At 45.1% G+C, this 22286-nt stretch carries 22 protein-coding genes; 17 read left to right on the top strand and 5 right to left on the bottom strand.

The features are described from left to right. Nucleotides 1–119: 119 nt before the first annotated feature. A complete protein-coding gene (locus MOF34_RS09760) occupies nucleotides 120–1754 on the top strand; it encodes a M20/M25/M40 family metallo-hydrolase (protein ID WP_268400029.1) in 1635 nt (544 codons plus the stop codon). A gap of 48 nt (nucleotides 1755–1802) precedes the next feature. Here the strand turns inward: MOF34_RS09760 and proC are convergent, their stop codons facing one another. Then, a complete protein-coding gene (proC, locus tag MOF34_RS09755; RefSeq protein WP_268400028.1) occupies nucleotides 1803–2639 on the bottom strand; it encodes a pyrroline-5-carboxylate reductase in 837 nt (278 codons plus the stop codon). Between the two features lie 404 nt (nucleotides 2640–3043). Between proC and MOF34_RS09750 the strand changes: the two genes are divergently transcribed. From MOF34_RS09750 to MOF34_RS20865, 9 genes are all read left to right on the top strand, one after another. After that, nucleotides 3044–4003, top strand: a complete 960-nt coding sequence (locus MOF34_RS09750; protein WP_268400027.1) for an MBL fold metallo-hydrolase — start codon at nucleotides 3044–3046, stop codon at nucleotides 4001–4003. A 5-nt stretch (nucleotides 4004–4008) separates the two neighbouring features. Next, nucleotides 4009–4788 (top strand): SDR family NAD(P)-dependent oxidoreductase, encoded by a 780-nt coding sequence (locus MOF34_RS09745; RefSeq protein WP_268400026.1) that lies wholly within the window; start codon nucleotides 4009–4011, stop codon nucleotides 4786–4788. Nucleotides 4789–4866: 78 nt separating this feature from the next. Continuing rightward, on the top strand, nucleotides 4867–6219 hold the full coding sequence (gene dsdA, locus MOF34_RS09740; protein WP_268400024.1) for a D-serine ammonia-lyase: 1353 nt from the start codon (nucleotides 4867–4869) through the stop codon (nucleotides 6217–6219). 71 nt (nucleotides 6220–6290) lie between these two features. Continuing rightward, a complete protein-coding gene (gene coaA / locus MOF34_RS09735; protein ID WP_268400023.1) occupies nucleotides 6291–7250 on the top strand; it encodes a type I pantothenate kinase in 960 nt (319 codons plus the stop codon). A 380-nt stretch (nucleotides 7251–7630) separates the two neighbouring features. After that, on the top strand, nucleotides 7631–8626 hold the full coding sequence (locus MOF34_RS09730) for a zinc-dependent alcohol dehydrogenase family protein (protein WP_268400021.1): 996 nt from the start codon (nucleotides 7631–7633) through the stop codon (nucleotides 8624–8626). A gap of 60 nt (nucleotides 8627–8686) precedes the next feature. Beyond that, entirely contained in the window at nucleotides 8687–10168 is a 1482-nt protein-coding gene (gene xylB, locus MOF34_RS09725) for a xylulokinase (protein WP_268400020.1), read from the top strand. 15 nt (nucleotides 10169–10183) lie between these two features. Further along, nucleotides 10184–10348 (top strand): HTH domain-containing protein, encoded by a 165-nt coding sequence (locus MOF34_RS09720; protein WP_268400019.1) that lies wholly within the window; start codon nucleotides 10184–10186, stop codon nucleotides 10346–10348. Nucleotides 10349–10447: 99 nt separating this feature from the next. Next, entirely contained in the window at nucleotides 10448–12247 is a 1800-nt protein-coding gene (locus MOF34_RS09715) for a PRD domain-containing protein (protein ID WP_268400018.1), read from the top strand. Between the two features lie 4 nt (nucleotides 12248–12251). Further along, on the top strand, nucleotides 12252–13952 hold the full coding sequence (locus MOF34_RS20865) for a PTS sugar transporter subunit IIA (protein WP_268400017.1): 1701 nt from the start codon (nucleotides 12252–12254) through the stop codon (nucleotides 13950–13952). Between the two features lie 108 nt (nucleotides 13953–14060). Here the strand turns inward: MOF34_RS20865 and MOF34_RS09705 are convergent, their stop codons facing one another. The 4 genes from MOF34_RS09705 to MOF34_RS09690 all read right to left on the bottom strand — a co-directional run bounded on the left by MOF34_RS09705 (nucleotide 14061) and on the right by MOF34_RS09690 (nucleotide 17884). Next, the gene (locus tag MOF34_RS09705) at nucleotides 14061–15323 is read right to left on the bottom strand and encodes an MFS transporter (RefSeq protein ID WP_268400016.1); all 1263 of its coding nucleotides are present in this window, start codon (nucleotides 15321–15323) and stop codon (nucleotides 14061–14063) included. Between the two features lie 418 nt (nucleotides 15324–15741). Further along, nucleotides 15742–15900: a hypothetical protein gene (locus tag MOF34_RS09700; RefSeq protein ID WP_268400015.1), complete on the bottom strand. Its 159-nt coding sequence runs from the start codon at nucleotides 15898–15900 to the stop codon at nucleotides 15742–15744. 49 nt (nucleotides 15901–15949) lie between these two features. Beyond that, nucleotides 15950–17182 carry an MDR family MFS transporter gene (locus MOF34_RS09695; RefSeq protein WP_268400014.1) on the bottom strand — a complete coding sequence of 411 codons (1233 nt, stop codon included), beginning with the start codon at nucleotides 17180–17182 and terminating at the stop codon, nucleotides 15950–15952. A 495-nt stretch (nucleotides 17183–17677) separates the two neighbouring features. After that, nucleotides 17678–17884, bottom strand: a complete 207-nt coding sequence (locus MOF34_RS09690; RefSeq protein WP_268400013.1) for a YqzH family protein — start codon at nucleotides 17882–17884, stop codon at nucleotides 17678–17680. A gap of 167 nt (nucleotides 17885–18051) precedes the next feature. Between MOF34_RS09690 and MOF34_RS09685 the strand changes: the two genes are divergently transcribed. From MOF34_RS09685 to MOF34_RS09655, 7 genes are all read left to right on the top strand, one after another. Further along, complete coding sequence (locus MOF34_RS09685; RefSeq protein WP_268400176.1) at nucleotides 18052–19290, top strand: DNA polymerase IV; 1239 nt, start codon at nucleotides 18052–18054, stop codon at nucleotides 19288–19290. Continuing rightward, nucleotides 19287–19625, top strand: a complete 339-nt coding sequence (locus MOF34_RS09680; protein ID WP_268400012.1) for a YolD-like family protein — start codon at nucleotides 19287–19289, stop codon at nucleotides 19623–19625. Before MOF34_RS09685 ends, MOF34_RS09680 begins: the two co-directional genes overlap by 4 nt. 191 nt (nucleotides 19626–19816) lie before the next feature. After that, on the top strand, nucleotides 19817–20287 hold the full coding sequence (locus MOF34_RS09675; protein WP_019714870.1) for a GNAT family N-acetyltransferase: 471 nt from the start codon (nucleotides 19817–19819) through the stop codon (nucleotides 20285–20287). A gap of 10 nt (nucleotides 20288–20297) precedes the next feature. Further along, the gene (locus MOF34_RS09670; protein WP_268400011.1) at nucleotides 20298–20642 is read left to right on the top strand and encodes an antibiotic biosynthesis monooxygenase family protein; all 345 of its coding nucleotides are present in this window, start codon (nucleotides 20298–20300) and stop codon (nucleotides 20640–20642) included. After that, nucleotides 20635–21666: a GNAT family N-acetyltransferase gene (locus MOF34_RS09665; protein ID WP_268400010.1), complete on the top strand. Its 1032-nt coding sequence runs from the start codon at nucleotides 20635–20637 to the stop codon at nucleotides 21664–21666. The genes MOF34_RS09670 and MOF34_RS09665 overlap by 8 nt, the downstream gene beginning before the upstream one ends. Beyond that, the gene (locus tag MOF34_RS09660; protein ID WP_268400009.1) at nucleotides 21663–21986 is read left to right on the top strand and encodes an iron-sulfur cluster biosynthesis family protein; all 324 of its coding nucleotides are present in this window, start codon (nucleotides 21663–21665) and stop codon (nucleotides 21984–21986) included. The genes MOF34_RS09665 and MOF34_RS09660 overlap by 4 nt, the downstream gene beginning before the upstream one ends. 13 nt (nucleotides 21987–21999) lie before the next feature. Continuing rightward, entirely contained in the window at nucleotides 22000–22239 is a 240-nt protein-coding gene (locus MOF34_RS09655) for a YqkC family protein (protein ID WP_268400008.1), read from the top strand. The last annotated feature ends 47 nt before the right edge of the window (nucleotides 22240–22286 follow it).

The raw sequence follows: 22286 nt of genomic DNA, 5'->3' as shown, positions 1-22286 counted from the left end.
TTCCCGTCATATAAACTGCTCAAAAGATCCGTTTTGTTACATATTTCGGTATAATAGACAGGGAATCATCTTATTTTTCAGGCTAGAAGCGTTTTTATACAAAGGAGGGGCGGAGATCGATGAATTGGCAGACGAAAGACGAATTGCTGACCCTTTTAACTTCTCTTGTGCAATACGAAAGCATCACCGGTTCGAAGGGAGAGGCAGCACTTGCAGAATATCTTTATTTTATTTTGAAAGACAAGCCTTATTTTCAAACACATCCTGAGGATGTAACACTTCATCCGATGGATGACGGCAGATCCTTTCTAACGGCTCTTGTCAAAAAGAAGAATGTCAAAAAGACAGTGCTTTTGCTGAGCCATTTTGATGTCGTGGACATAGAGGACTACGGAGAGTTCAAGCATATGGCATGTAAGCCCGCTGAGCTTTTGAGCTCTTTTTTAGAGAAAAAAGAGCTCCTTCCGGAACATGTGCGAACAGACGCTGAAAGCGGCGACTGGCTGTTTGGAAGAGGGACGATGGATATGAAAGCGGGGCTCGCTGTTCAGCTGTCGATGCTGGAGCGGGCGATGGACGGCCAGTTTGAAGGAAATCTGCTGTTGATTACGGTTCCTGACGAGGAAGCAAATTCGAAAGGCATGATTGAAGCTGTTCCTGTACTGAAGGAAATGGAGAAAAAGCATGATATCACATTAACAGCTTGCCTGAATGCCGAACCGATGTTTGAAAAATTTCCCGGCGACCAGCAGCAATATTTTTACTCCGGAAGCATTGGCAAGGTACTTGCGGGGTTTTTCTGCAAGGGGATTGAAACTCATGTCGGAGAGCCGTTTTCAGGCGTAAACGCAAATTTAATGGTATCTGAGTTGAACCGCTTGCTTGAACTGAATGCTGATTATTGCGAGAAGGTTGAAGGTGAAGTCACTCCGCCGCCGGTAAATTTAATGCAAAAGGACTTGAAAGAGGCGTATTCTGTTCAGACACCACATACAGCTGTCACGTTATTTAATGTGCTGTCCATGAAACGATCGGCCAGTGAACTGCATCAGATGCTGCTTAAAACCGCAGAACAGGCGGCGGAGGAAATAACCGCGAACATTCGAAAGAAAACACAGGATTTTCAGCAATTTGAGTCATTTCAGCCGATTGAACGCACTGTCACTGTTTTGACATTTGATGAGCTGGTCGTACGTGCAAAAAGGCGTGTTGGAAACTCGGAAACCGAGCGGGTTCTTAATTATGCCTTTTCCAACAGGGGAGATCTTGGAGACAGGGATTTTTCGACCCGAATTGTATCTGAGCTTGCTTCGCTCTGTAAGGAGGATGCGCCGCTCATTGTTCTTTTTTACAGCCCGCCGTTTTATCCGGCGGTTTCTTCAAAGGACGATCCATTGATCAGGAATACAGCTGATCAGCTTATGCATTATGCTGCTGACAGGTACGGCATAGCGTTACGGGAGGTGCAGTATTTCCCCGGACTTTCAGACTTAAGCTATCTACAGCTGGAAAAGCAAGAGGTTAATGCGTACACAAGCAATATGCCGCTCTTTAACAGAGGATATTCACTGCCAAGCGGTAAAGATCAGGCTTTATATGTATCGGTTTTAAATGTAGGTCCGGCTGGAAAAGACCCGCACAAATGGACGGAAAGACTGTATATGCCTTATTCCTTTGAAGTGCTTCCGGACTTGCTTTCATTTACGATCTCCGCGTTATTAAAACAATCAGAAACTGCCGGCCAGCTGTTTTAGGAAACACCAAAGACAGAAGGCACAGGGCCCTCTGTCTTTGGCTTATATCTATGAATGCTTCTCTAAGGCGGCACCGGCAAACTGCTCTTTGATTTCCGCACTGCGTTTCGCGGTTTCTTCAATACAGTGAATAATCGCTTCTTCAAAGCGGGAGTCCTGTAAAGCGCGAAGGCCTGCCTCAGTTGTGCCCCCCGGGCTCGTGATTTCCTTCCGAAGCTGTGCAGGCTGTTTGCCGCTTTGGAGGAGCATTTCTGTTGCCCCTGCCATAGTCTGCATAATGAGTGCTTTTGCTGTTGCCTCATCCAATCCTACTTTTTGCGCCGCTTTTCCCATTGCCTCAATATAACGGTACACGTAGGCTGGACCGCTGCCGGCGATCGCTGTGACAGCGTCAAGATGGCGTTCCTCAACCAGTGTGGCATCACCGATTGTTTCTAATAAAGCTTTTGCAGCGGTGATATCATCCTGGCTTGCTTCAGTGCTCACAGAAAATCCGGTTGCCGATTTTCTGATGGCTGCTGAAGTATTAGGCATGACGCGAATGACCGCGAGCTTTCTGGCAAAATAGTGCTGAATGGTTTCGATGGTAAGGCCTGCAAGAACTGATATTACAAGCTGCTCCTTGATATACGGACGGATGCTGTCAATGCTTTCCGCCGCGTCCTTTGGTTTAAAAGCGAGGATGATGATATCGGTGTGAGTGAAAAACTCATTTTTATCTCTGCATGGACGCACGCCGTACGTCTCCTTTAATTCAGTCAGACGCTCGTCATTTGAGCGGTTTGTGATATAGATATGTTCGGGTCTTGTGATGCCGCTTTGCAAAATACCGTTGATCATTGCTTCTGCCATGGACCCGGCGCCGACAAATCCTATCTTTTTCATTGATATCCTCCTTTATCAGAACAACAAAAAACCTTTTCATCACGTAAAGGACGAAAAGGTTCGCGGTACCACCCTCATTAGCACAAATTGTGCTCAGCTCAAATCCCGTAACGCGGGAAAAAACGTTTAGGTTTACCTAACCGCGACTTGAGGGCAGGTTCTACAAACAAACGGGCCGCAATACCTTTCAGCCGGGGGTGTCGCTCTCTTTGGCCATTGTCTTGTATACTAATCCTCGTCATAGCGTTCCAATGATTATCGATTTAGTTTGTTGTTCATTATGCAATGGCGGACAAGCTAATGTCAATAGCTTTTTCAAAAAGGCCGTTCTCATTCAGCAATAATGACACAAGAACGAGAAAAAGCTAAAATATGAATAATGAATGAAGACAAGGAGCAATAGGATGACAACTGCAGATGTAATTACGATCCGCGTCCCGACACCATTTGCTGTCGGTGATGTTATCGTTTATCTAGTAAAAGGTGATGCGCTGACACTTATCGATGTGGGACCGAATACAAAAGAGGCTGCTGCAGCCCTTCAAGAGCAGCTTGCCGCTTTAAACGTGAAAATGTCAGATATTGAGCAGGTTGTACTGACTCACCATCACGCTGATCATGCCGGCTTGCTTGATGTTTTTTCTGATGGAATCGAAGTGATTGGGCATCCGTTCAACGAACCTTATATCAGCCGAGATCAAACTTATATGGATTGGCAAAAACGTTTTTTTCAAAAGCTGCTGCCTGAATTAGGCGTTCCATTTGATACGGGAAAGGCGGACAAGCTGATTCGGTCTGCGTACGCATTTTCCTGTACGAGATCCCTGACGAAAACAGTCAGAGAAGGGATGAGGATCGATGGACTTAAAGGCTGGTCTGTTTTGGAGATGCCTGGACATGCTGAGTCGCATATCGTTCTTTTCCATGAAAAAAGCGGGAGGATGCTTGGAGGCGATCTTCTGCTGGCCAACAGCTCGTCTAATCCCATTATAGAAGCACCGAAAGCGGGAGACATAAGGTCAAAGCCTTTAGTCGATTATCAGCGGTCTTTGCGAAGGCTGTCAGAACTTGAGCCAACAATCGTGTTTCCCGGTCACGGTGAAACGATTACCAATGTACAGGCGCTGATTGAGAAGCGTTTTGACAAGCAAAGGAACAGGACGGAGGATGTGCGGCGCATGCTGGATGAAAAGCCGTTGACCGCTTTTCAGGTCTGTCAGCAGCTTTTTCCTGCTGTGTATGAAAAGGAATTATTTTTAACGATGTCAGAAACGGCAGGGCATCTTGATGTGTTGGCTGCAGAAGAATCCATCACGTCACATTGGGAAGGCAAAACTGCATACTTTAGAACAGTGAAGAGGTGAACTGGGTGAAACATTTAGCGGGAAAGCGGATTTGGATAACCGGCGCTTCAGGAGGACTCGGTGAAAGAGTCGCATATTTATGCGCTGCTGAAGGAGCCCATGTCCTGCTGTCGGCAAGACGTGAGGATCGTTTGATTGAAATAAAAAGGAAAATAACCGAGGAATGGAGCGGACAGTGTGAAATTTTTCCTCTGGATGTCGGCCGCCTAGAGGATATCGCCCTTGTCCGCGATCAGATCAGCTCGGTTGATGTACTGATCAACAATGCGGGCTTCGGTATATTTGAAACGGTTTTAGACTCGTCACTGAATGACATGAAAGCGATGTTTGATGTGAATGTCTTTGGCTTGATCGCCTGTACAAAAGCGGTGCTCCCGCAAATGCTTGAGCAAAAAAAGGGCCATATCATCAATATCGCTTCTCAAGCGGGGAAAATTGCAACACCGAAGTCGAGCCTTTATTCTGCGACAAAACATGCCGTGCTCGGCTACTCAAACGCTTTGCGGATGGAGCTGGCGGGAACCGGCATTTATGTAACAACAGTCAATCCGGGACCGATTCAGACGGACTTTTTTTCCATTGCTGATAAAGGCGGGGACTACGCCAAAAAGGTCGGCCGCTGGATGCTTGATCCTGATGACGTGGCAGCTCAAATTACAGCTGCTATTTTCACGAGCAAACGGGAGATTAATCTTCCGCGTTTAATGAATGCCGGCACCAAGCTGTATCAGCTGTTTCCGGCTCTCGTTGAAAAGCTGGCAGGACGTGCGCTTATGAAAAAATAACGATGGAAATGCCTGTGGTGAGAGGCTTATTGGCATGATCACAGGCAGTTTTTTATAGAGGAAGGGAGAAATCATTGAATGCCACTCAATCAAGAAGCTCTTCGTGTTCTGTTTAAAGATCCGTTTATTCAGAAACTGATTGATGCAGACCCCGTATTTTGGGCAAATCCGGGCAAGAAAGAGGGTCCTTTATTCCACGCAGATGCAGATGAGTGGGAAAGCGAGGTAGCGGACGCAGAAAAAAGGCTGCGGCGGTTTGCTCCTTACATTGCCGAGGTATTTCCTGAGACGAAAGATGCCAAAGGAATGATCGAGTCTCCGCTTTTTGAAATGCAGCCTATGAAGGAAAAACTGGAAGCGGCATATCAGCAGCCATTTCCGGGAAGGTGGCTTTTAAAGTGTGACCATGAGCTTCCGATTTCAGGATCGATTAAAGCGCGGGGCGGGATTTATGAAGTATTAAAACATGCTGAAAAGCTGGCGCTTCAAGAAGGAATGCTACACGAAACGGATGATTACCGCATGTTACAGGAAGACCGGTTTGCCGCGTTCTTCTCCCGCTATTCGATTGCTGTCGGATCGACAGGAAACCTTGGATTAAGCATCGGCATCATCGGTGCCACACTTGGGTTTCGCGTGACTGTGCATATGTCCGCTGATGCTAAGCAGTGGAAAAAGGATCTCCTTCGCCAAAAGGGTATTACTGTCATAGAGTATGAATCTGATTACAGTGAAGCGGTGAAAAAAGGGAGACGGCAGGCGGAACAAGATCCATTTTGCTATTTTATTGACGATGAACATTCCCGTCAGCTGTTTTTAGGTTATGCTGTTGCCGCCAGCCGATTAAAAACGCAGCTCGACTGTATGGAAATACACCCAGGACCTGAAACGCCGCTGTTTGTGTATTTGCCTTGCGGTGTCGGCGGGGGGCCGGGCGGTGTGGCATTTGGGCTGAAACTTTTATATGGAGACCATGTTCATGTGTTTTTCGGGGAACCGACTCATTCACCATGTATGCTATTAGGGCTTTATTCCGGACTCCATGAGCAGATTTCTGTCCAGGATATCGGCTTGGATAATCGGACGGCTGCTGACGGACTTGCTGTAGGGAGGCCATCAGGGTTTGTCGGTAAGCTGATTGAACCGCTGCTGAGCGGCTGTTACACCGTAGAGGACGATACGCTTTATGCCTTACTTCATATGCTGGCTATATCTGAAAGTAAATATTTAGAGCCCTCTGCTCTTGCTGGCATGTTCGGACCGATTCAGCTCTTTTCAACTGAAGAAGGAAGACGCTATAGTCAGAATGATAAGATGGAACATGCCGTACATGTCGTTTGGGGAACGGGAGGAAGCATGGTTCCAAAAAAAGAAATGGTTGCGTATAACCGAATTGGTGCGGATTTGCTGAAAAACGAAATGAAAAAATAAGCAGACAGTGAAAGGGTTTTCCGTTACAATCTTTGTAAGGGTTTTAACCTTCAGAGAGTCAGGTGTAAACAGTGAAAAATAAAGAGCTTAATTTACATACTTTATATACAAAACACAATCGTGAGTCTTGGTCTGGCTTTGGGGGACATTTGTCGATTGCTGTTTCTGAAGAAGAGGCAAAAGCCGTGGAAGGGCTGAATGACTATCTATCTGTTGAAGAAGTGGAAACGATTTATATTCCGCTTGTTCGCCTGCTTCATTTGCATGTTAAGTCTGCAGCCGAACGCAATAAGCATGTCAATGTTTTTTTAAAGCACCCTCATTCAGCCAAAATTCCGTTTATTATCGGCATCGCCGGCAGTGTGGCAGTCGGAAAAAGCACGACGGCGCGGATATTGCAGAAGCTGCTTTCGCGTTTACCGGATCGCCCTAAAGTGAGCCTTATCACGACAGATGGTTTTTTATTTCCTACAGCCGAGCTGAAAAAGAAAAATATGATGTCACGAAAAGGGTTTCCTGAAAGCTATGATGTAAAAGCGCTGCTCGAATTTTTGAATGACTTAAAATCAGGAAAAGACTGCGTAAAGGCCCCGGTATATTCCCATCTCACCTATGACCGCGAGGAAGGTGTGTTCGAGGTTGTAGACCAGGCCGATATTGTGATTATTGAAGGCATTAATGTTCTTCAGTCGCCCACCTTGGAGGATGACCGGGAAAATCCGCGTATTTTTGTTTCCGATTTCTTTGATTTTTCGATTTATGTGGATGCGGAAGAAAGCCGGATTTTCACTTGGTATTTAGAGCGTTTTCGCCTGCTTCGGGAAACAGCTTTTCAAAATCCCGATTCTTATTTTCATAAATTCAAAGACTTGTCTGATCAGGAGGCTGATGAGATGGCGGCCTCGATTTGGGAGAGTGTCAACCGGCCGAATTTATATGAAAATATCTTGCCGACTAAATTCAGGTCAGATCTCATTTTGCGTAAGGGAGACGGGCATAAGGTCGAAGAAGTGCTGGTAAGGCGGGTATGATCATCGACACTATCATGGACCGTATGTCTGCAAGCGGAATAGTCATATAAAATCGAAGGAGAAGTTTCTAATGGGGGAAAAGCACTCAAAGCGCAATGAGTGCTTTTTATAATTTGGAAAATGTATAACAGTACCAAAAGCGCCTGATAGAATGAGAGATTAGTTTGAAGCAGCAGGGCGCCAGCCGTTTTTTAAGAATTGAGCCCTCTAACAAAACACAATCACATCAAATGGGCAGTTAAGGCACGGATAGTATCTTTCATTCTGTCACAAAACCTGATGACAAATTAGAAAGAACTGATTGACGCTTTCAAAAGTTTAGCGTGCTACAATAATATTGAAAGCGTAAACATTCAGAATGTTTGAGGGGAGCTGTGAGTATGAAAGCGCTTGTAATTGAAGCACCGTATCAAGTAGCGGTAAAAGAGGTGCCGTATCCATCACCGGGTCCGAAAGAAGTTGTAATTAAAGTTGAAAACATCGGAATATGCGGAACCGATATTCATATTTTTAAAGGTGAATTTCTGTCACCTTATCCAATCATTCCGGGGCATGAATTTTCAGGAACGGTATATGAAACAGGCGAAGAGGTGACAAATGTTAAACCAGGTGATCGAGTGACTGCTGATCCGTCTTTATTTTGCGGAGAATGTGAATATTGTCTAACCAGACGAGGCAACCAATGCTCCAATTGGGGGGCGCTGGGCAATACAACCGACGGGAGTATGGCTGAGTATGTCAGAGTCCCGAGCCGAAATGTCGTAAAGCTTCCTGATACGATGAGCTTTGAGGAGGGGGCTTTTATTGAACCGATGGCCTGTGTTGTACACGGGATGAACCGGCTTAATCTACAAGTGGGCGACCGGGTCATTTTGTTTGGAGCTGGGGCGATGGGACAGCAGTTGATTCAGTCGTTAAAAATGGCGGGCGCTTCAGAACTTGTTGTTGTTGACGTCGCTCAGGAGAAGCTTGACATGGCGGTTAAGTGGGGGGCGACAAAAGGGATGCTGAGCGAAGAACTCACACCAGAGGACTTTCCGGAAGGATTTAATGTTGTAGTTGATGCAACAGGAATCCCTGCCGTGATCGAAAATGCGTTTCAGTTTATGGGGAAAACAGCGACATACCTTCAGTTTGGCGTAACAGCGCAAAACGAAACGGTCCGACTTGATCCCTTTAAGCTGTACAACAATGACTGGACAATATTAGGATCAATGGCGATTAATTACACCTTTTTGCCGGCATTTCATTGGGTGAAAGAAAAGCGGATTGAGGTGGAGCATCTAATCTCGAAAAAGCTTACCTTAGAAGAGGCGGTCGATTTTCTGAAAGGACCGAGGAGTGCTGATTTGTTTAAGGTTCAAATTAAATTGTAATCGCCGATTCCCCTGCGTCGAGCACAGGGGAATATTTTTCTTGATGAAAGGAAGATTGTGATGAAGATGTTAGGAATTGATATAGGAACACAAAGTACAAAAGCTGTTGTTCTGGATCAAGACGGACATATCCTGAAATCGGCATCAGCTTCTTATATGTATGACTCTCCCCGCCCCGGATGGACAGAACAAGATCCGGAAGTTTGGTGGAAGGCAGTGAAGTCAGCACTGAAGCAGCTATGGAAGATGGGAGCCGACCCAAAAAGCATTGAATCGATTGGTGTAACAGGCCAAATGCACAGTCTCGTGGCCTTAGATCGAGATGCTATCCCGATTCGTCCTGCTTTGCTTTGGAATGACGGAAGAACCAAATGGCAATGTGACGAGATGAATAAGATATTGGGGCGGGACAAGATCTATCAAGTAACGAAAAACGCCGTTCTCCCAGGTTTTACTGCACCGAAGCTGTTATGGCTGAAACAGCATGAACCTGATCATTTTTCACGCATCTGCCATGTGCTGATGCCGAAGGATTATATCAATTATAAGCTATCAGGCGTGATGGCGGCTGATGTAACAGATGCCAGCGGCACAAGCCTTTTCAATGTGGGGGAAAGAAAGTGGTCTGATTCATTGATAACATCGATCGGATGCCGGCCTGAATGGTTTCCTGCCGTCTATGAAAGTGCAGCACCAATCGGCAAAATAAGTGCAGCAGCTGCAAGGGAAACAGGGCTATCAGAAGGAACATTACTAGCAGCGGGCGCTGGTGATAACGCGGCAGCAGCGTTCGGAAATGGCATTTACAAAGAAGGAACCGGAAATGTGAGTGTAGGAACGTCGGGAACTGTATTTGTTCCTATTAGCGGTATACCTGATATCAATCAGATGGGCGCTAATGAAACATTGCATATCTTTTGCCACTGTGTCCCCAACATGTGGCATGCGATGGGGACAACGCTATCAGCAGGGCTGTCACTAAGGTGGTTTAAAGAGACATGGGAAAAAAACAGCTATGAAGAGGCGCTTCAAGATGCTGACGTTATCTCAGCGGGCGCTGATGGACTTCTGTTTCTTCCTTATATAAATGGAGAGCGCACACCGGTAAATGATCCAGAGGCTGGCGGCATGTTTTTCGGAATCCGCTCTGGACACAGAAGAGAACATTTTGCACGTGCGGTCATCGAAGGTGTCGCTTACAGTTTAAAAGATTGCCTTTCTATGATTGAGGAGGCCGGAATCCAAATTCACACTCTATACGCTGCAGGCGGGGCCGTTAAACATTCATTGTGGAAACAGATTTTAGCGGATGTCCTTGGATTTAGCCTTCATGTGCATGACGATCGGGAAGGTCCGGCAGCAGGCGCAGCATTGCTGAGCGGGTTAGCTGCAGGGAGATGGCACGCTATAGACGAACTGCACGGCTGTTTTGGCATAACAAAACAAGTGAACCCCACTCAAGCCAATAAGCAATTATATCAGCAAAACTATCAGATATATAAACAGCTCTATCCAGCGTTCAAAGCGCTAAATCGTGTATAAGAAAGGAGAGGTCCCATGGAGCAACAAATCGTTATGAATACACGGCAAAAACAATTGATTTACCGGCTGCTCCATGCACATGCTCCTGTTCCTTTAAAAGAAATTGCCGAAGACCTGCATATCAGTGTCCGTACAGTACAAAGGGAAATGAGCCAGATTAAAAGTATTTTGAAACATTAGCAGCTTCATATTTCCAAAAAGTTCGGAACAGGGGTTGTCCTGAAAGGAGATAACACGTTAAAAGAACGTCTTGCATCGGAACTTGATCGTTTCTTTGAGATGAAAGATTATACACCAGAAGAACGAAAACAAGGGTTAATCTGCGATTTATTAAAACTAAAGGAGCCAGCGAAGCTGTTTGTATTCAGCCGTCAATACCATGTCTCTGAATCAACGATCAGCCATGACCTTGATAAATTGAAGGCATGGTTTGCTTCATTTCAGATTCAGCTTCATCGCAAACCGGGAATCGGGGTGTACATTCAAGGTGAAGACATAAACATACGTCAGGCTACTGCTGCTGTAATGCTTGAGCAAATGCTTCCTGAAGCATGGATTGAGCTTTTTCATCAAATGGATAATTCAGGAGCAGAATCAAAAACACTTTTGCCTGAACGCTATGAACAGCTGATCGACGTTGAACTGCTTCACAGAGTGCATCGCGTCATTGCAGGCGTACTATCACAAGAAGGCGCCCGGATTGACGAGAGAAATATGCTTCATTTAAGTATTCATCTGACGCTTGCAATTAGATGCTTGTCGGGTGGTCATGTCCGAGAAATACCTAACAATAGAACGTTGCCTGCGGGTTATCATCTGACCTGTCAAGTGATCAAACAGATCGAAGCGGTCTTTGATATTCACCTGTCACCGGATGACATCGACCATGTGAAACATCATTTGGCCGGGCTGGAAAAAGAACAGCAAACCGTTCATATTGATGACGCATTTGTGGCATATCTCACACAGCTCTTTATCTTAAAAACAGAGGAAGCGCTGCAAGAGCCGTTAATGAATTCTGCTTTACTAGAAGGGTTGAAAAACCATTTGCGTTCAGCCTTGACACGCATTACAGGAGGGCTTGCGATTCATAATCCGCTTCTTCAGCAAATTCAAGAAAAATATAAGCCTGTTTATAATGCGTGTGAACAAGGCGCCGAGGTCATCTCCGCAGAAATTGGTACACCTGTTCCTGATGCAGAAATCGCCTTTCTCACATTGCATATTGGCGCCTCTTATTATGATAGACAGATGAAACAATCAGAATGCCGGGCGATCGTGGTATGTGCAAGCGGTTTTGGCACCTCCCGTTTTATTTCTGCTAAACTGAAAAAAGAAATCAGAAATCTTGTCATTGTTGATATTGTTGCTTCTTATCAACTTGCTGAGTGGCTGAATAATCATGACACAATTGATTTCATTATCTCAACGATTCACCTCGATCAAATGAAGGAAAAGACGGTAGTTGTTTCGCCTCTCCTGACCGAAAAGGAGATTGATCTTTTACAAACTCGCATTGCTAACTGCCGAAATAATAAATCAAATGTCAGCTTCAGGATCAATAAGTATAGGGAGAGAGAATATCTGCAAACCGCGGCTTTTGGGGAAGGCATGCTGCAGGTTTTACGGCATTTTTCTGTCCGTTCGATCATTATTCCGCCAAAAAAACGTTTTGAGATCATGCGCCACATTGATGTTGACGGCTTGCCTGTAGCAAACCGTGCTGTTCTGATAGAAGACTTGCAGAAACGAGAGGAAAAGGGGGGATTTATCGTAAGGAAACTGGCTGTTCTTCATACTCGTTCAGCTGGAGTTACGAGTTTATTTGTTAGACTGATCCGCCCTGATCACCCGCTTCCTTGGAATGGAAAAGAAGCTGAAGCCATTTTGGTAATGGCAGGGCCGGCTGATGCACCTTTAGAGCATTTCGCGGCATTAGGGGAAATCAGCCAATCGTTCATTGACGAACATCATATCGAGATGTTTTTAAAGGGAAGTGAGGAAGAGGTTAATCAGCAAATCAAACGGATACTCGTCAAAGCATATGAAACACGACTTCAAAATATTGGAGAGAAGTAACAGCGTGAAAAATCTACTAAGAATGTACAGCGCAATCGTCTATCAAAACATGATCCTAGTGATCACAGCAGGTTTGGTCAATACCTTGTTCGGTGAGCGGGGCTGGCTTCCGAACCCGCGTTTTTCGCCTGTCATTGACAGTCTGTATCTTTTGGTCATCCCGCTTATTTTCGCATATACGGGAGGCAGAATGACTGCGGGGCAAAGGGGCGGCATCACAGCATCAGCAGGCGTTCTTGGGCTCACTTTATCAAGTGATCTTTCAATGATTCTTCCCGCCCTGCTATTGGGGCCGTTATTCGGCTGGCTGTATAAACAGTGTGAAAGATTTACACAACATAGGTTTCCGGTTGGTATGGAGCTGTTGTTCAGCCATGTGACAGGCGCACTTTTGTCGACAGTTTTTTTGCTTTTTTGTTTATACGTCGCAGGTCCTGCTGGAAATAGTGTGATTATTCATTTTTATCATTTAGTGCTGATTGTAGCGAAGTCAGTTTGGCTTCCAGCAGCCGCATGTTTTATTGAACCGGGAAAGGTGCTTTTTTTAAACAATGTGATGAATCATGGCATACTTGGTCCGATCGGCATTCAGCAGACGAAAGAACTGGGAAAATCTATTTTCTTTCTGCTTGAGGCTAATCCTGGACCAGGTCTAGGTGTGCTTGCAGCCCGCTTTTTCTGTCTGCAAAAAGAAGAGCGTCTCGAGCTAAAAACAGCCATCGGAATTCATGCCATTGGCGGCATCCATGAAGTATATTTTCCGTACATATTAAAACGTCCGTTGCTCTTTTTGCCCTTAATCGCAGGCAGTGCAGCTGGTATTGCTGTTTTTTCTTTTTTCGATATGGGGCTGGTCTCCACTGCTTCTCCGGCAAGCGCTCTGCTCATTTTATCGTTAACACCAAAAGGGGATACATTGTTTGTAGCGGCAGGAATGCTCATTTCTTGCACAGTTTCATTAGTGTTGGCATATCCGATTTTTTCCGCTTTTGACTTTAAAGCAGAGACAGGACTTCCTGCTCATCTGGAGCCGGTCTCTGCCCTTCATCCTCAAAAACTTATAGTCACTTGTGATGGCGGGCTGGCTTCAAGTGCTATGGGTGCGGCTATTTTAAAAAAGCTTACGCAACAAAATTGGCCGGAACTGCAGATTAGCTATGCCGCTATCCATCAAATTCCTCAAGATACGGATGTGATTATCGGACAGCAGCATTTAAAGCCAGAAGCGAAAAAATACAATCCGAACATTCCGTACATCGGCCTGATGTCGTTGGCAGATGAAAGTGAATATGACAAGGTCCTTTCGTATCTTGCGCCAAGCCGTGGTGAGCCTGTGATTCTGCTTAATCAAACATCTGAGACAAAAACGGAAGCAATAACTCTGCTCAGCAAATACATGCAAGAGTCAGGTTTAATGAAGCAGGCGGGCGAGTTCCTGATAAAAGATCCTGTTCTCAGCAATGGAGCTGCTGTTTTCCGCTGTTCAGGCAAGGAAGCAGGACTTGTGATTTTGCAGTTTCCTCATGGTGTTTACTTTAAAGGCACTCCGGTCTATCTGTTGATTGGCCTTTCTGGAGGCGCTCCTCAACAGCTTCGCGCGGAAGCTGAAATTGCAGTGCTCCTATCTGATGAAAGTATGATCAGTGAATTGCGGCGCACTGATAATAAACAGTATTTTATGGAGGTATTTCACACTGTGCACTGATATAGTTAAAGCAAGTCCAAGCGAAAAACGCCAACTCTGCATGAAGGAGGTTTGGCGCTTTTTCATTGTCTCATTTCAATTCGGCGATCTGATGCTGTTCCGTTCTTCTTAAACAGTCTGGCTTTTATTTATTTGCTTCGCTGGCTGTTCAGACCCCGGCAATGTAATAAATACTGTCAGAATGGAGCTGATAATATAAAGGGCTGCCAACACCCAAATGACCCCGGCTGATCCGATCGTTCCAATGAGGAGCCCTACAAGTGCAGGACCAACAAAAACAGGCAGACCGGCACCAAGGTTCAAAATGGAGATCGCGGCTCCTTTCTCCTCTTTAACAAGAGACGGAACAAGAGCAGACAGCGGAACATAACCTGCTAAAGAAGCCCCCCAGAGCATGCCGGCTATGGTAATGAAGGCAACATTTCCGTCCGTCCATTGCGGTGAATAATATAACAGTAATGTTGAAATGGCCGCGGATACGCCCCCGAACCAAATCACCGTATTTCTCCATCCCAGTTTGTCGCCGATTATTCCAAAACACACATTAAACAAAATGTTACTTGTAAAAATAGCGCCCCAAATTTGCAGCCATGTGGTTGTAGATATACCGAATTCCTGCATATGAAGCGGCAAAAAAATCGGAAACGCAAACTGTGAAGTGGTATTAATGGTGCGCACGATGCCCCCAAGCAGCACTTTAGGTTCCCGCTGGACAATCGTTATGCCTTTGAACAGCTCTTTTACCTTCTGTTTTGCAGTTGTATCTTTTTTTCTCTCCAGTTTATCACGATTCATAATGAGGGCGAAAAATGCGCCAAGCAACACCCAAAACAGCGAGCTCCACATGGTGTTCAAGTGTCCCATATAGACAATGGCCCAGCTGGAATAATAAGCCCCAAGCACATTTAATCCGCCTGTGAAGAAAAACCAAAACCAGCCTGCAGCTGTACTGAGTTTTTCTTTCGGGCTGCGGTATGCGATCCAAACGAGAAACGAATAGGCAAATAGCGGATAACCAAAGCCGCGTAATGCATAAGTTATCATCATGGTGGCAAACGACAAGTCAGGCATCCCAAAACCTACAAAGCCAATTGTACCGAGTATATATAGCAAAAGTCCGGCCATCATTGTCTTCTTTGCGCCCAGCGCCTCGACAAGCACTCCGGAAAACCAAGATGAAATCGCGATTGTTACGCCGTAAGCGGTAAATAAAGTTGCTGAAAGCTGAACGGTCAGCCCTCGTTCTACCAAGTAAGGGCTAAGCCAGCCAATTTCTATTCCATCCCCCATCATGAATATCAAAATTCCTAAGTAACCCCAGCCAATTTTACTGGGAATGCCGATCTTATCTAAGAAATTCTGCTGCTTCATTGCATTCATTCCTTTCTGTTATCTTTGTATTGTTTGCGCTTTCATTATTATCATTGTAACGTGTTCAGACATCGTGATATATCTGCACTTCCAGCAGTTTTGGCAAAAATACTTATGACAAAATCAAGCGAATGCAACAAAAAAAGAAGTAAAGTTTGTACTCCCTTTTGTGAAAGGATTCTTTTTTTCAACTGACTGACCCTGTGGTTAACTTTTTATTTTGCCAGTGAATCATTGCCTATGAGCTTGTGGCAGTTGTTTTAATGAAGTTATGTTCCAGCAGTTTTTGCGGAGATGATCGGTATGTTGTGTGAGATAGTGGACAGCAAGGGTATTTGTGTTTTGGTGAGAAAGGAGATGCTGATAAAAAATCAAATTCTCTCTATTGTCGAAAACGAAGAACACAGCTGCTGTACGGTTAATTGTGATCTTTGGATAAGCTGTTAAGCTCTTTCTCAATGCGATCCAGCTGCGCTTTTCGGTTTTTCACATACTTGAAGCTTGAAACTACTGCAAGGATGACAGCTGCAACCATAATAAATACGCAAAGCTGAAATATGATATCGCCTACATTCATGTTCATCACCTCTGTTGAGGGAGAGATTGGTTCTATCCCGTTTTTTTATTTAAAGCGGCTTTTCCAGCCTGGTTTGGTGTTTTGTAATTCCCATTTTCATCTGCCGATAGGCGAACGCTAAAAATGGCAGGCCGAGCAGGGTGATGCCGCTCAGAACAGAAAAAATAAAAATCGGCCGGCCAGCGCCAAATAGGTCTATACATATCCCCCCGATCCAGGGGCCGATGACGTTTCCGAGTTGTGAAAAACCGATTGCCCCGAAATAAGTGCCTTTTAATCCTGGTTTTGCAATCTGGTCTACAAACAAATCCATCATAGAGAATAAAAGCACTTCGCCGATTGTAAATGTGACCACAATCAACACAAGTGATGAAACACCGTGTGATATGGTGAAAATGGCTATGCTGATACTAACCATCACATTACCGAGCATCAGGGAGCGAAGCGGCGAAAAACGTTTTGCGAAATGGACGATGGGAAATTGCGTCGCCAACACAACGATTGCGTTTAATGTCAGCATCAACCCATACAGCTTTGTTCCATTGCCGATCAAGGGGTTCTGCGCCATGTACTGCGGGAATGTCGAATTGAATTGTGAGTAGCCGAAGGTGCATAGAGTAATACCGACCAAAGCAATTGTAAAAAGATGATCCTTTTGTGTCACCATAAACGCTTCCCGCACGCTCATATTTTGGGGTTGGTCTGATGCTGCTGATGAAGGATGTTTTTTAAATTGGATGGCAAGCATGAGTCCGTATAGTCCGTAAATGACTGCAGGCACCAAAAAGGATGCGGTCGATTGCGATGAGCCGAAATACAGGCCGAGGACCGGTCCGAAGACAACGCCGATATTAATAGCTGCATAGCGTAAATTAAAAACAAGCAGTCTCGTTTTTTCTTCTGTCATATCAGACAGCAAGGCCTTTGAAGCAGGCTCGAACAGTGATTTGCAAAGACCGTTTAATGCGTTTACCACAAAAAACATCCAGAGATGAGATGCCGCCGCAAAGCCTGCAAATACCAGCATCCAGCCGAAAATGGACACTAGCATCATGTTTTTTCTGCCGAATTTGTCTGAGATATATCCGCCGTAAAAGCTTGCAAGGATGCCGACTGATGAGCTTGCGGCGATGACCAGCCCTGCATAGGAAGCAGATGCGCCTTGGACGGCTGTTAAATAAATCGCTAAAAAAGGAATGCTCATCGATGTTGCCATTCTGCCGAAAATGGTTCCGATTATAATTGTCCAGCTGATGGGGTGGATATCTTTCCATTTCTTCATGAATCGTATTCTCTCCTGTATGTAAGAATCTTTTTCTATCATATATGAAAAAATTTCCTTCTCCAATAGGGAATTCAAAATATTTTGTTATTGACATTCACTATAAAACATGTCTAATTGTATGGCTTGGAGGAGGTGGACGGGGTTGACGGAGTTTCCATCGGTTGGCTTTGAGGTTAAAGCATTCGGAAGGAAAATGACGATATGTCCGGCGCTTATGTCTGTGGTGAAAGCACAATATTAGTTGATGCTGGAATGCCGGGGTATTTCAAAGTGATTCGCAGAATATGGAAGTGAACGGATGTCCGTTGGCATTTGAGTTTCACCCATCCAGATGTGGATCATTAAGTTTCAGAAAGGCTCAGTGATGCCGGACATGAAGTCAAAATTAGCGCTGAAAACCGACATTAGCCGCAGACCAGAGATCCGGCCGTGTCTCATCTGATTAATAATGAAAATAAAGTGTATGAGGGGCTTTACGTTTCTGGCCACCGATCAAGAGAACAGCCCTTGGTTTGTGACATAGTCATAAATGATATCTTCTATATGCGCATACAGATCCTCATCAGGTTCTTCATTCCATCTCTCTTCTAAGGCTGCTTTCAGGCTTTGTTTTTCATACGGGCTTAACGGATCTATGGCAACATTTCTGCCGTATTGACGCAGTGCCTGTCCCATCATTTTTTCGGCAAATTTCTCCATTATGACTCTCCTATCTTTATGCTTCGCTTTTATTCTACTAAATGTTTTTCTTCTCTCAAACCCTTGGATCATATTTTCTGTCAGACAAGAATCATTTACCAGTATAAAACGAACATATTTTCGCATATAATAGAAAAAGCGAACATAAGTTCTTTTTAGAGGTGTGTATAATGAAAGAAAAAGTGATTTTTCTCGTTGACATGCAATCGTTTTATGCATCTGTAGAGAAAGCGGAAAATCCACATTTGAAAAATAGGGCCGTCATTGTTTCGGGTGACCCTGAAAAAAGGGGCGGAGTCGTATTGGCTGCCTGCCCGTTGGCGAAACAAAAAGGTGTGGCGAATGCTTCACGGCTATGGGAGGCTCAGGAAAAGTGCCCTGAAGCTATTGTGCTCCGGCCCCGTATGCAGCGTTATATTGATGTATCACTGCAAATTACGGCCATTTTAGAGGAATATACAGACCTTGTAGAGCCGTATTCCATTGATGAACAGTTTATGGACATTACAGGCAGCCAGAAGCTGTTTGGGACGCCGGAAGAGATCGCACACAGCATTCAGGGCAGAATCATGCGGGAGATCGGTGTTTATGCGCGGGTCGGAATCGGTCCTAATAAAGCGCTAGCCAAAATCGCGTGCGACAATTTTGCCAAAAAAAATAAGAACGGTATTTTTACCTTAACGAAAGAAAATATGAAAACCGAAATGTGGCCGCTTCCGGTGGGCAGCATGTTTGGCGTGGGGAGCCGCATGAAGCATCATTTAAACCGGATGGGCATCAGCACGATTGGCGGGCTCGCGGCTTTTCCGCTCGATCTTTTAAAAAAGAAATGGGGCATTAATGGCCACGTGCTGTGGATGACGGCGAACGGGATCGACTATTCCCCTGTATCAACTTCGTCTCTGGACGGACAAAAGGCGATTGGCCATGGAATGACTCTCCCGAAAGACTATGAACAATTTGACAAAGAAATCAAAGTCGTGCTGCTGGAACTGAGTGAAGAAGTGTGCAGGCGAAGCCGAAACGCCGGGGTAAAGGGGGAGACGGTGTCAGTGAGCTGCCGGGGTGCTGATTTTGATTGGCCAACGGGCTTCAACCGGCAGGTGAAGCTGGCGGAGCCGACTAATTCTACCAAGGATGTATATGAGGCTGTATGCCGGCTGTTTCTTACGTTTTGGGACGGGAAGCCTGTCCGCCGCCTTGGGGTCAATTTGTCTCAGCTCTCCACTGATGATATATGGCAGCTCGATTTATTTCAGGATTATGCAAAGAAAATGAGCCTTGGCTATGTAATGGACGGCATTAAAAATCGGTTCGGCGATACAGCCATCATCAGGGCGGCGTCACTGACAGCGGCAGGCCAGGCATTTGAACGTGCGGCTAAAATAGGAGGGCACTATAAATGAACGACCATTTAAAAAGAGGCAACATGCTGTGGGAAGGGAGCAGGATGTTTCTGCCGGAACATAAACAAAGCCTGCTTGAGAGAAAACGCCAGAAACAGAAGCTGCAAAAGCCGATCCTTGATCCTGATAAGCTGGAGGAAATGAATCAAACGCTTTGCGCCGCGATGGAGTTTGCTCAGAAAGTCACTGTCAGCTGCTTTCAGGACGGTGAAATTGTCCGCTGCACCGGAAAGATCTGCCGGTATGAAGAGTTTGAAAAAACAGTATGGATAAAAGGAGGTGAGGATCAGCTTTATAAGCTGAAAATTGATCAGGTGCTTGATATTGTGCTGTAACATTTCTCCCTCCTGCATTGGGGGGAGAAATATATGTGTGAAAATATCAAACATGTTTCCCCCGGCAACCTGGAAACGTATGATACAGGAAAGAAGGCATTTACAATTCCAGTCAGGCAAAATATAATTTTTATATTGTGAGAAAAAAGAGCTAACATTCGTTTTGCCAGACGGAGGGAGATCAAATCGTAATGGATATTCGAACAATCACGTCTTCAGATTATGAAATGGTAACGTCTGTAATGAATGAATGGTGGGGCGGCAGACAGCTGAAAGAAAAATTGCCGAGACTATTTTTTGAGCATTTTCAGGACACAAGCTTTATTACTTCTGAACATAACAGCATGACCGGATTTTTAATCGGGTTTCAATCGCAATCAGATCCTGAAACGGCATACATTCATTTTTCCGGTGTGCATCCAGATTTCAGAAAAATGCAAATTGGAAAACAATTATACGATGTTTTTATTGAAACGGTAAAACAAAGAGGCTGCACGCGGGTCAAGTGCGTCACTTCACCGGTGAATAAAGTATCAATCGCGTATCACACCAAATTGGGATTTGACATTGAAAAGGGCACCAAAACAGTAAATGGCATCTCAGTGTTTGCAAACTATGATGGCCCCGGCCAAGATAAGGTACTGTTTGTCAAAAAGATATGAGGGGGGAATAATGATGGATTTTTTTTCAAAAATACCTGAGCCACCTTACTATGCAGTCATTTTTTCATCTGTCAAAAGCGATAATGACACAGGATATGGAGAAACAGCGGAGCGGATGGTATCGCTTGCGGCGGATCAGCCGGGATTTTTAGGCGTCGAGAGCGTCCGTGAAGCGGATGGAAGGGGCATAACGGTTTCCTACTGGGACAGTATGGACGCCATTAACCACTGGAGGCATCACACTGAACATCAAGCGGCAAAAGAAAAAGGAAAAAGCGTTTGGTACGAGTCGTATGCAGTCCGCATCGCAAAAGTCGAGAGGCAGCGGCTGTTTTCAGGAGAAGAGAATGATTGAATTTCTTCAGCATAAGGGGGACATCACAGCGCGTGAGATTATTGCCGTGCAGCAGCCCGCCTACATAAAAGAAGCGGAGCTTATCGGTTTTGACGGTATTCCTGCCTTACAAGAGAAGGCGAAGGATATTCAAGCATCTCATGAACAGTTTGCGGGATATCGGAAAGACGGCAAACTGATCGGTGTCATTTCATATGAGATAAACATGCATCATCTCACCATTTGCAGGCTTGTGGTGCATCCAGACGGCTTCAGAAAAGGGATTGGACGAGCACTTTTACAATTTGTCATCGATCAAAACGAAAACGCTGAGAAAATCGAAGTAGTCACAGCCGAGAAAAACACACCGGCCGTGTCGCTTTATACACAGGCGGGCTTCCAAAAGACAGAAACAGTCAAAGCAGCGGAGGGGCTATTGCTGTCTGTTTTTCATTTATATCCTCAACGAAAAGTTGAAGTTGTTCTCTACAACGAAAAATGGTCAGAATGTTTTGAGGAAGAAAAAGAATGGCTGAAGCTTGCGCTCGGACCGGAGATCATTGCTGTTCATCATATTGGAAGCACATCAATCCCAAACATGGCAGCAAAGCCAATCATTGATATATTAATTGAAGTCAGAAGCATTGAAGCGGTGAGCCAATATGATTTACAAATGAAGGCTATCGGCTATACACCGAAAGGGGAAAACGGCATACCTGGCAGACGTTATTTCCAAAAGGGAGGAAATAAACGCACCCATCATGTCCATATGTACGAAAAGGGAAACCCTGCTATTGAAAGGCACCTGTTATTCAGAGATTATCTCAGAGCTCATCCACAAAAAGCGGAAGAATATGCCGTTCTCAAAAAACAGCTGGCTGCCCAGTATCCGGACTGCATTAATCAGTACATACAAGGGAAAGATGATTGGATCAAGACTGCAGAAGAACATGCAAAGCGGTGGAATGAAGGCAGAAACAATGCGAATGGAAGCGTTGTATGCTACAATTGCGAAAATGATGAAAACGGGGGTCTCACCTTATGAACATACATGTGACAGATGCTGCTAAACAAGCACTGCAGCAGGTATTTGACGCCAACCCAGGAAAGAAAGCCCAACTTCGTTACGATGCAGAAGGATGCGGCTGCGCGGTAAGCGGTGTGCCGACAATCTGGCTGGCAGAAGAATTAACGGGACAGTGCGAGCAGCTAGAAACGAACGGCATCCCGCTGTATATCCAATCATCGCAAAAAGTGTTTTTTGACGATCAAATGACGATCGATTACAATGAAAAAGCCAAAACACTGGCGCTGAAAAGCCCGGCTGAAATGCTCAGCCCCAGAATGAGCATATTAGTAAAGTAGGGAGACACGAAACGTGGAACAAAAGCTGAAGGCAATGAAGAACACAGCACAAAATAAAACGTGGGTATCCTTCCTAAATCAAAACCATCCTTATTCTTTGCTCCACTGGTCAATTGGAGGAGCAGAATCCGTCAAAAAAGATGTTTGGCTATTGCAGGATGAAATGACATTCGAAACGCAGGAGTTTACAACGATAGATCTTGCGATTGAATGGATCAGAGAAAATATGGATGGCATTACCGACGTTTTGTGAAATGGAAAAGTGAAAGAGCCCGAAGTGAAGTGCACCCCAAATTTTAG

The organism is Bacillus sp. T17B1 (assembly GCF_026796395.1).
In the GTDB taxonomy this organism is placed as follows: domain Bacteria; phylum Bacillota; class Bacilli; order Bacillales; family Bacillaceae; genus Bacillus; species Bacillus spizizenii_A.
Note: the sequence above shows the minus strand (reverse complement) of the source record. Positions and strands in the feature narration are given on the sequence as shown.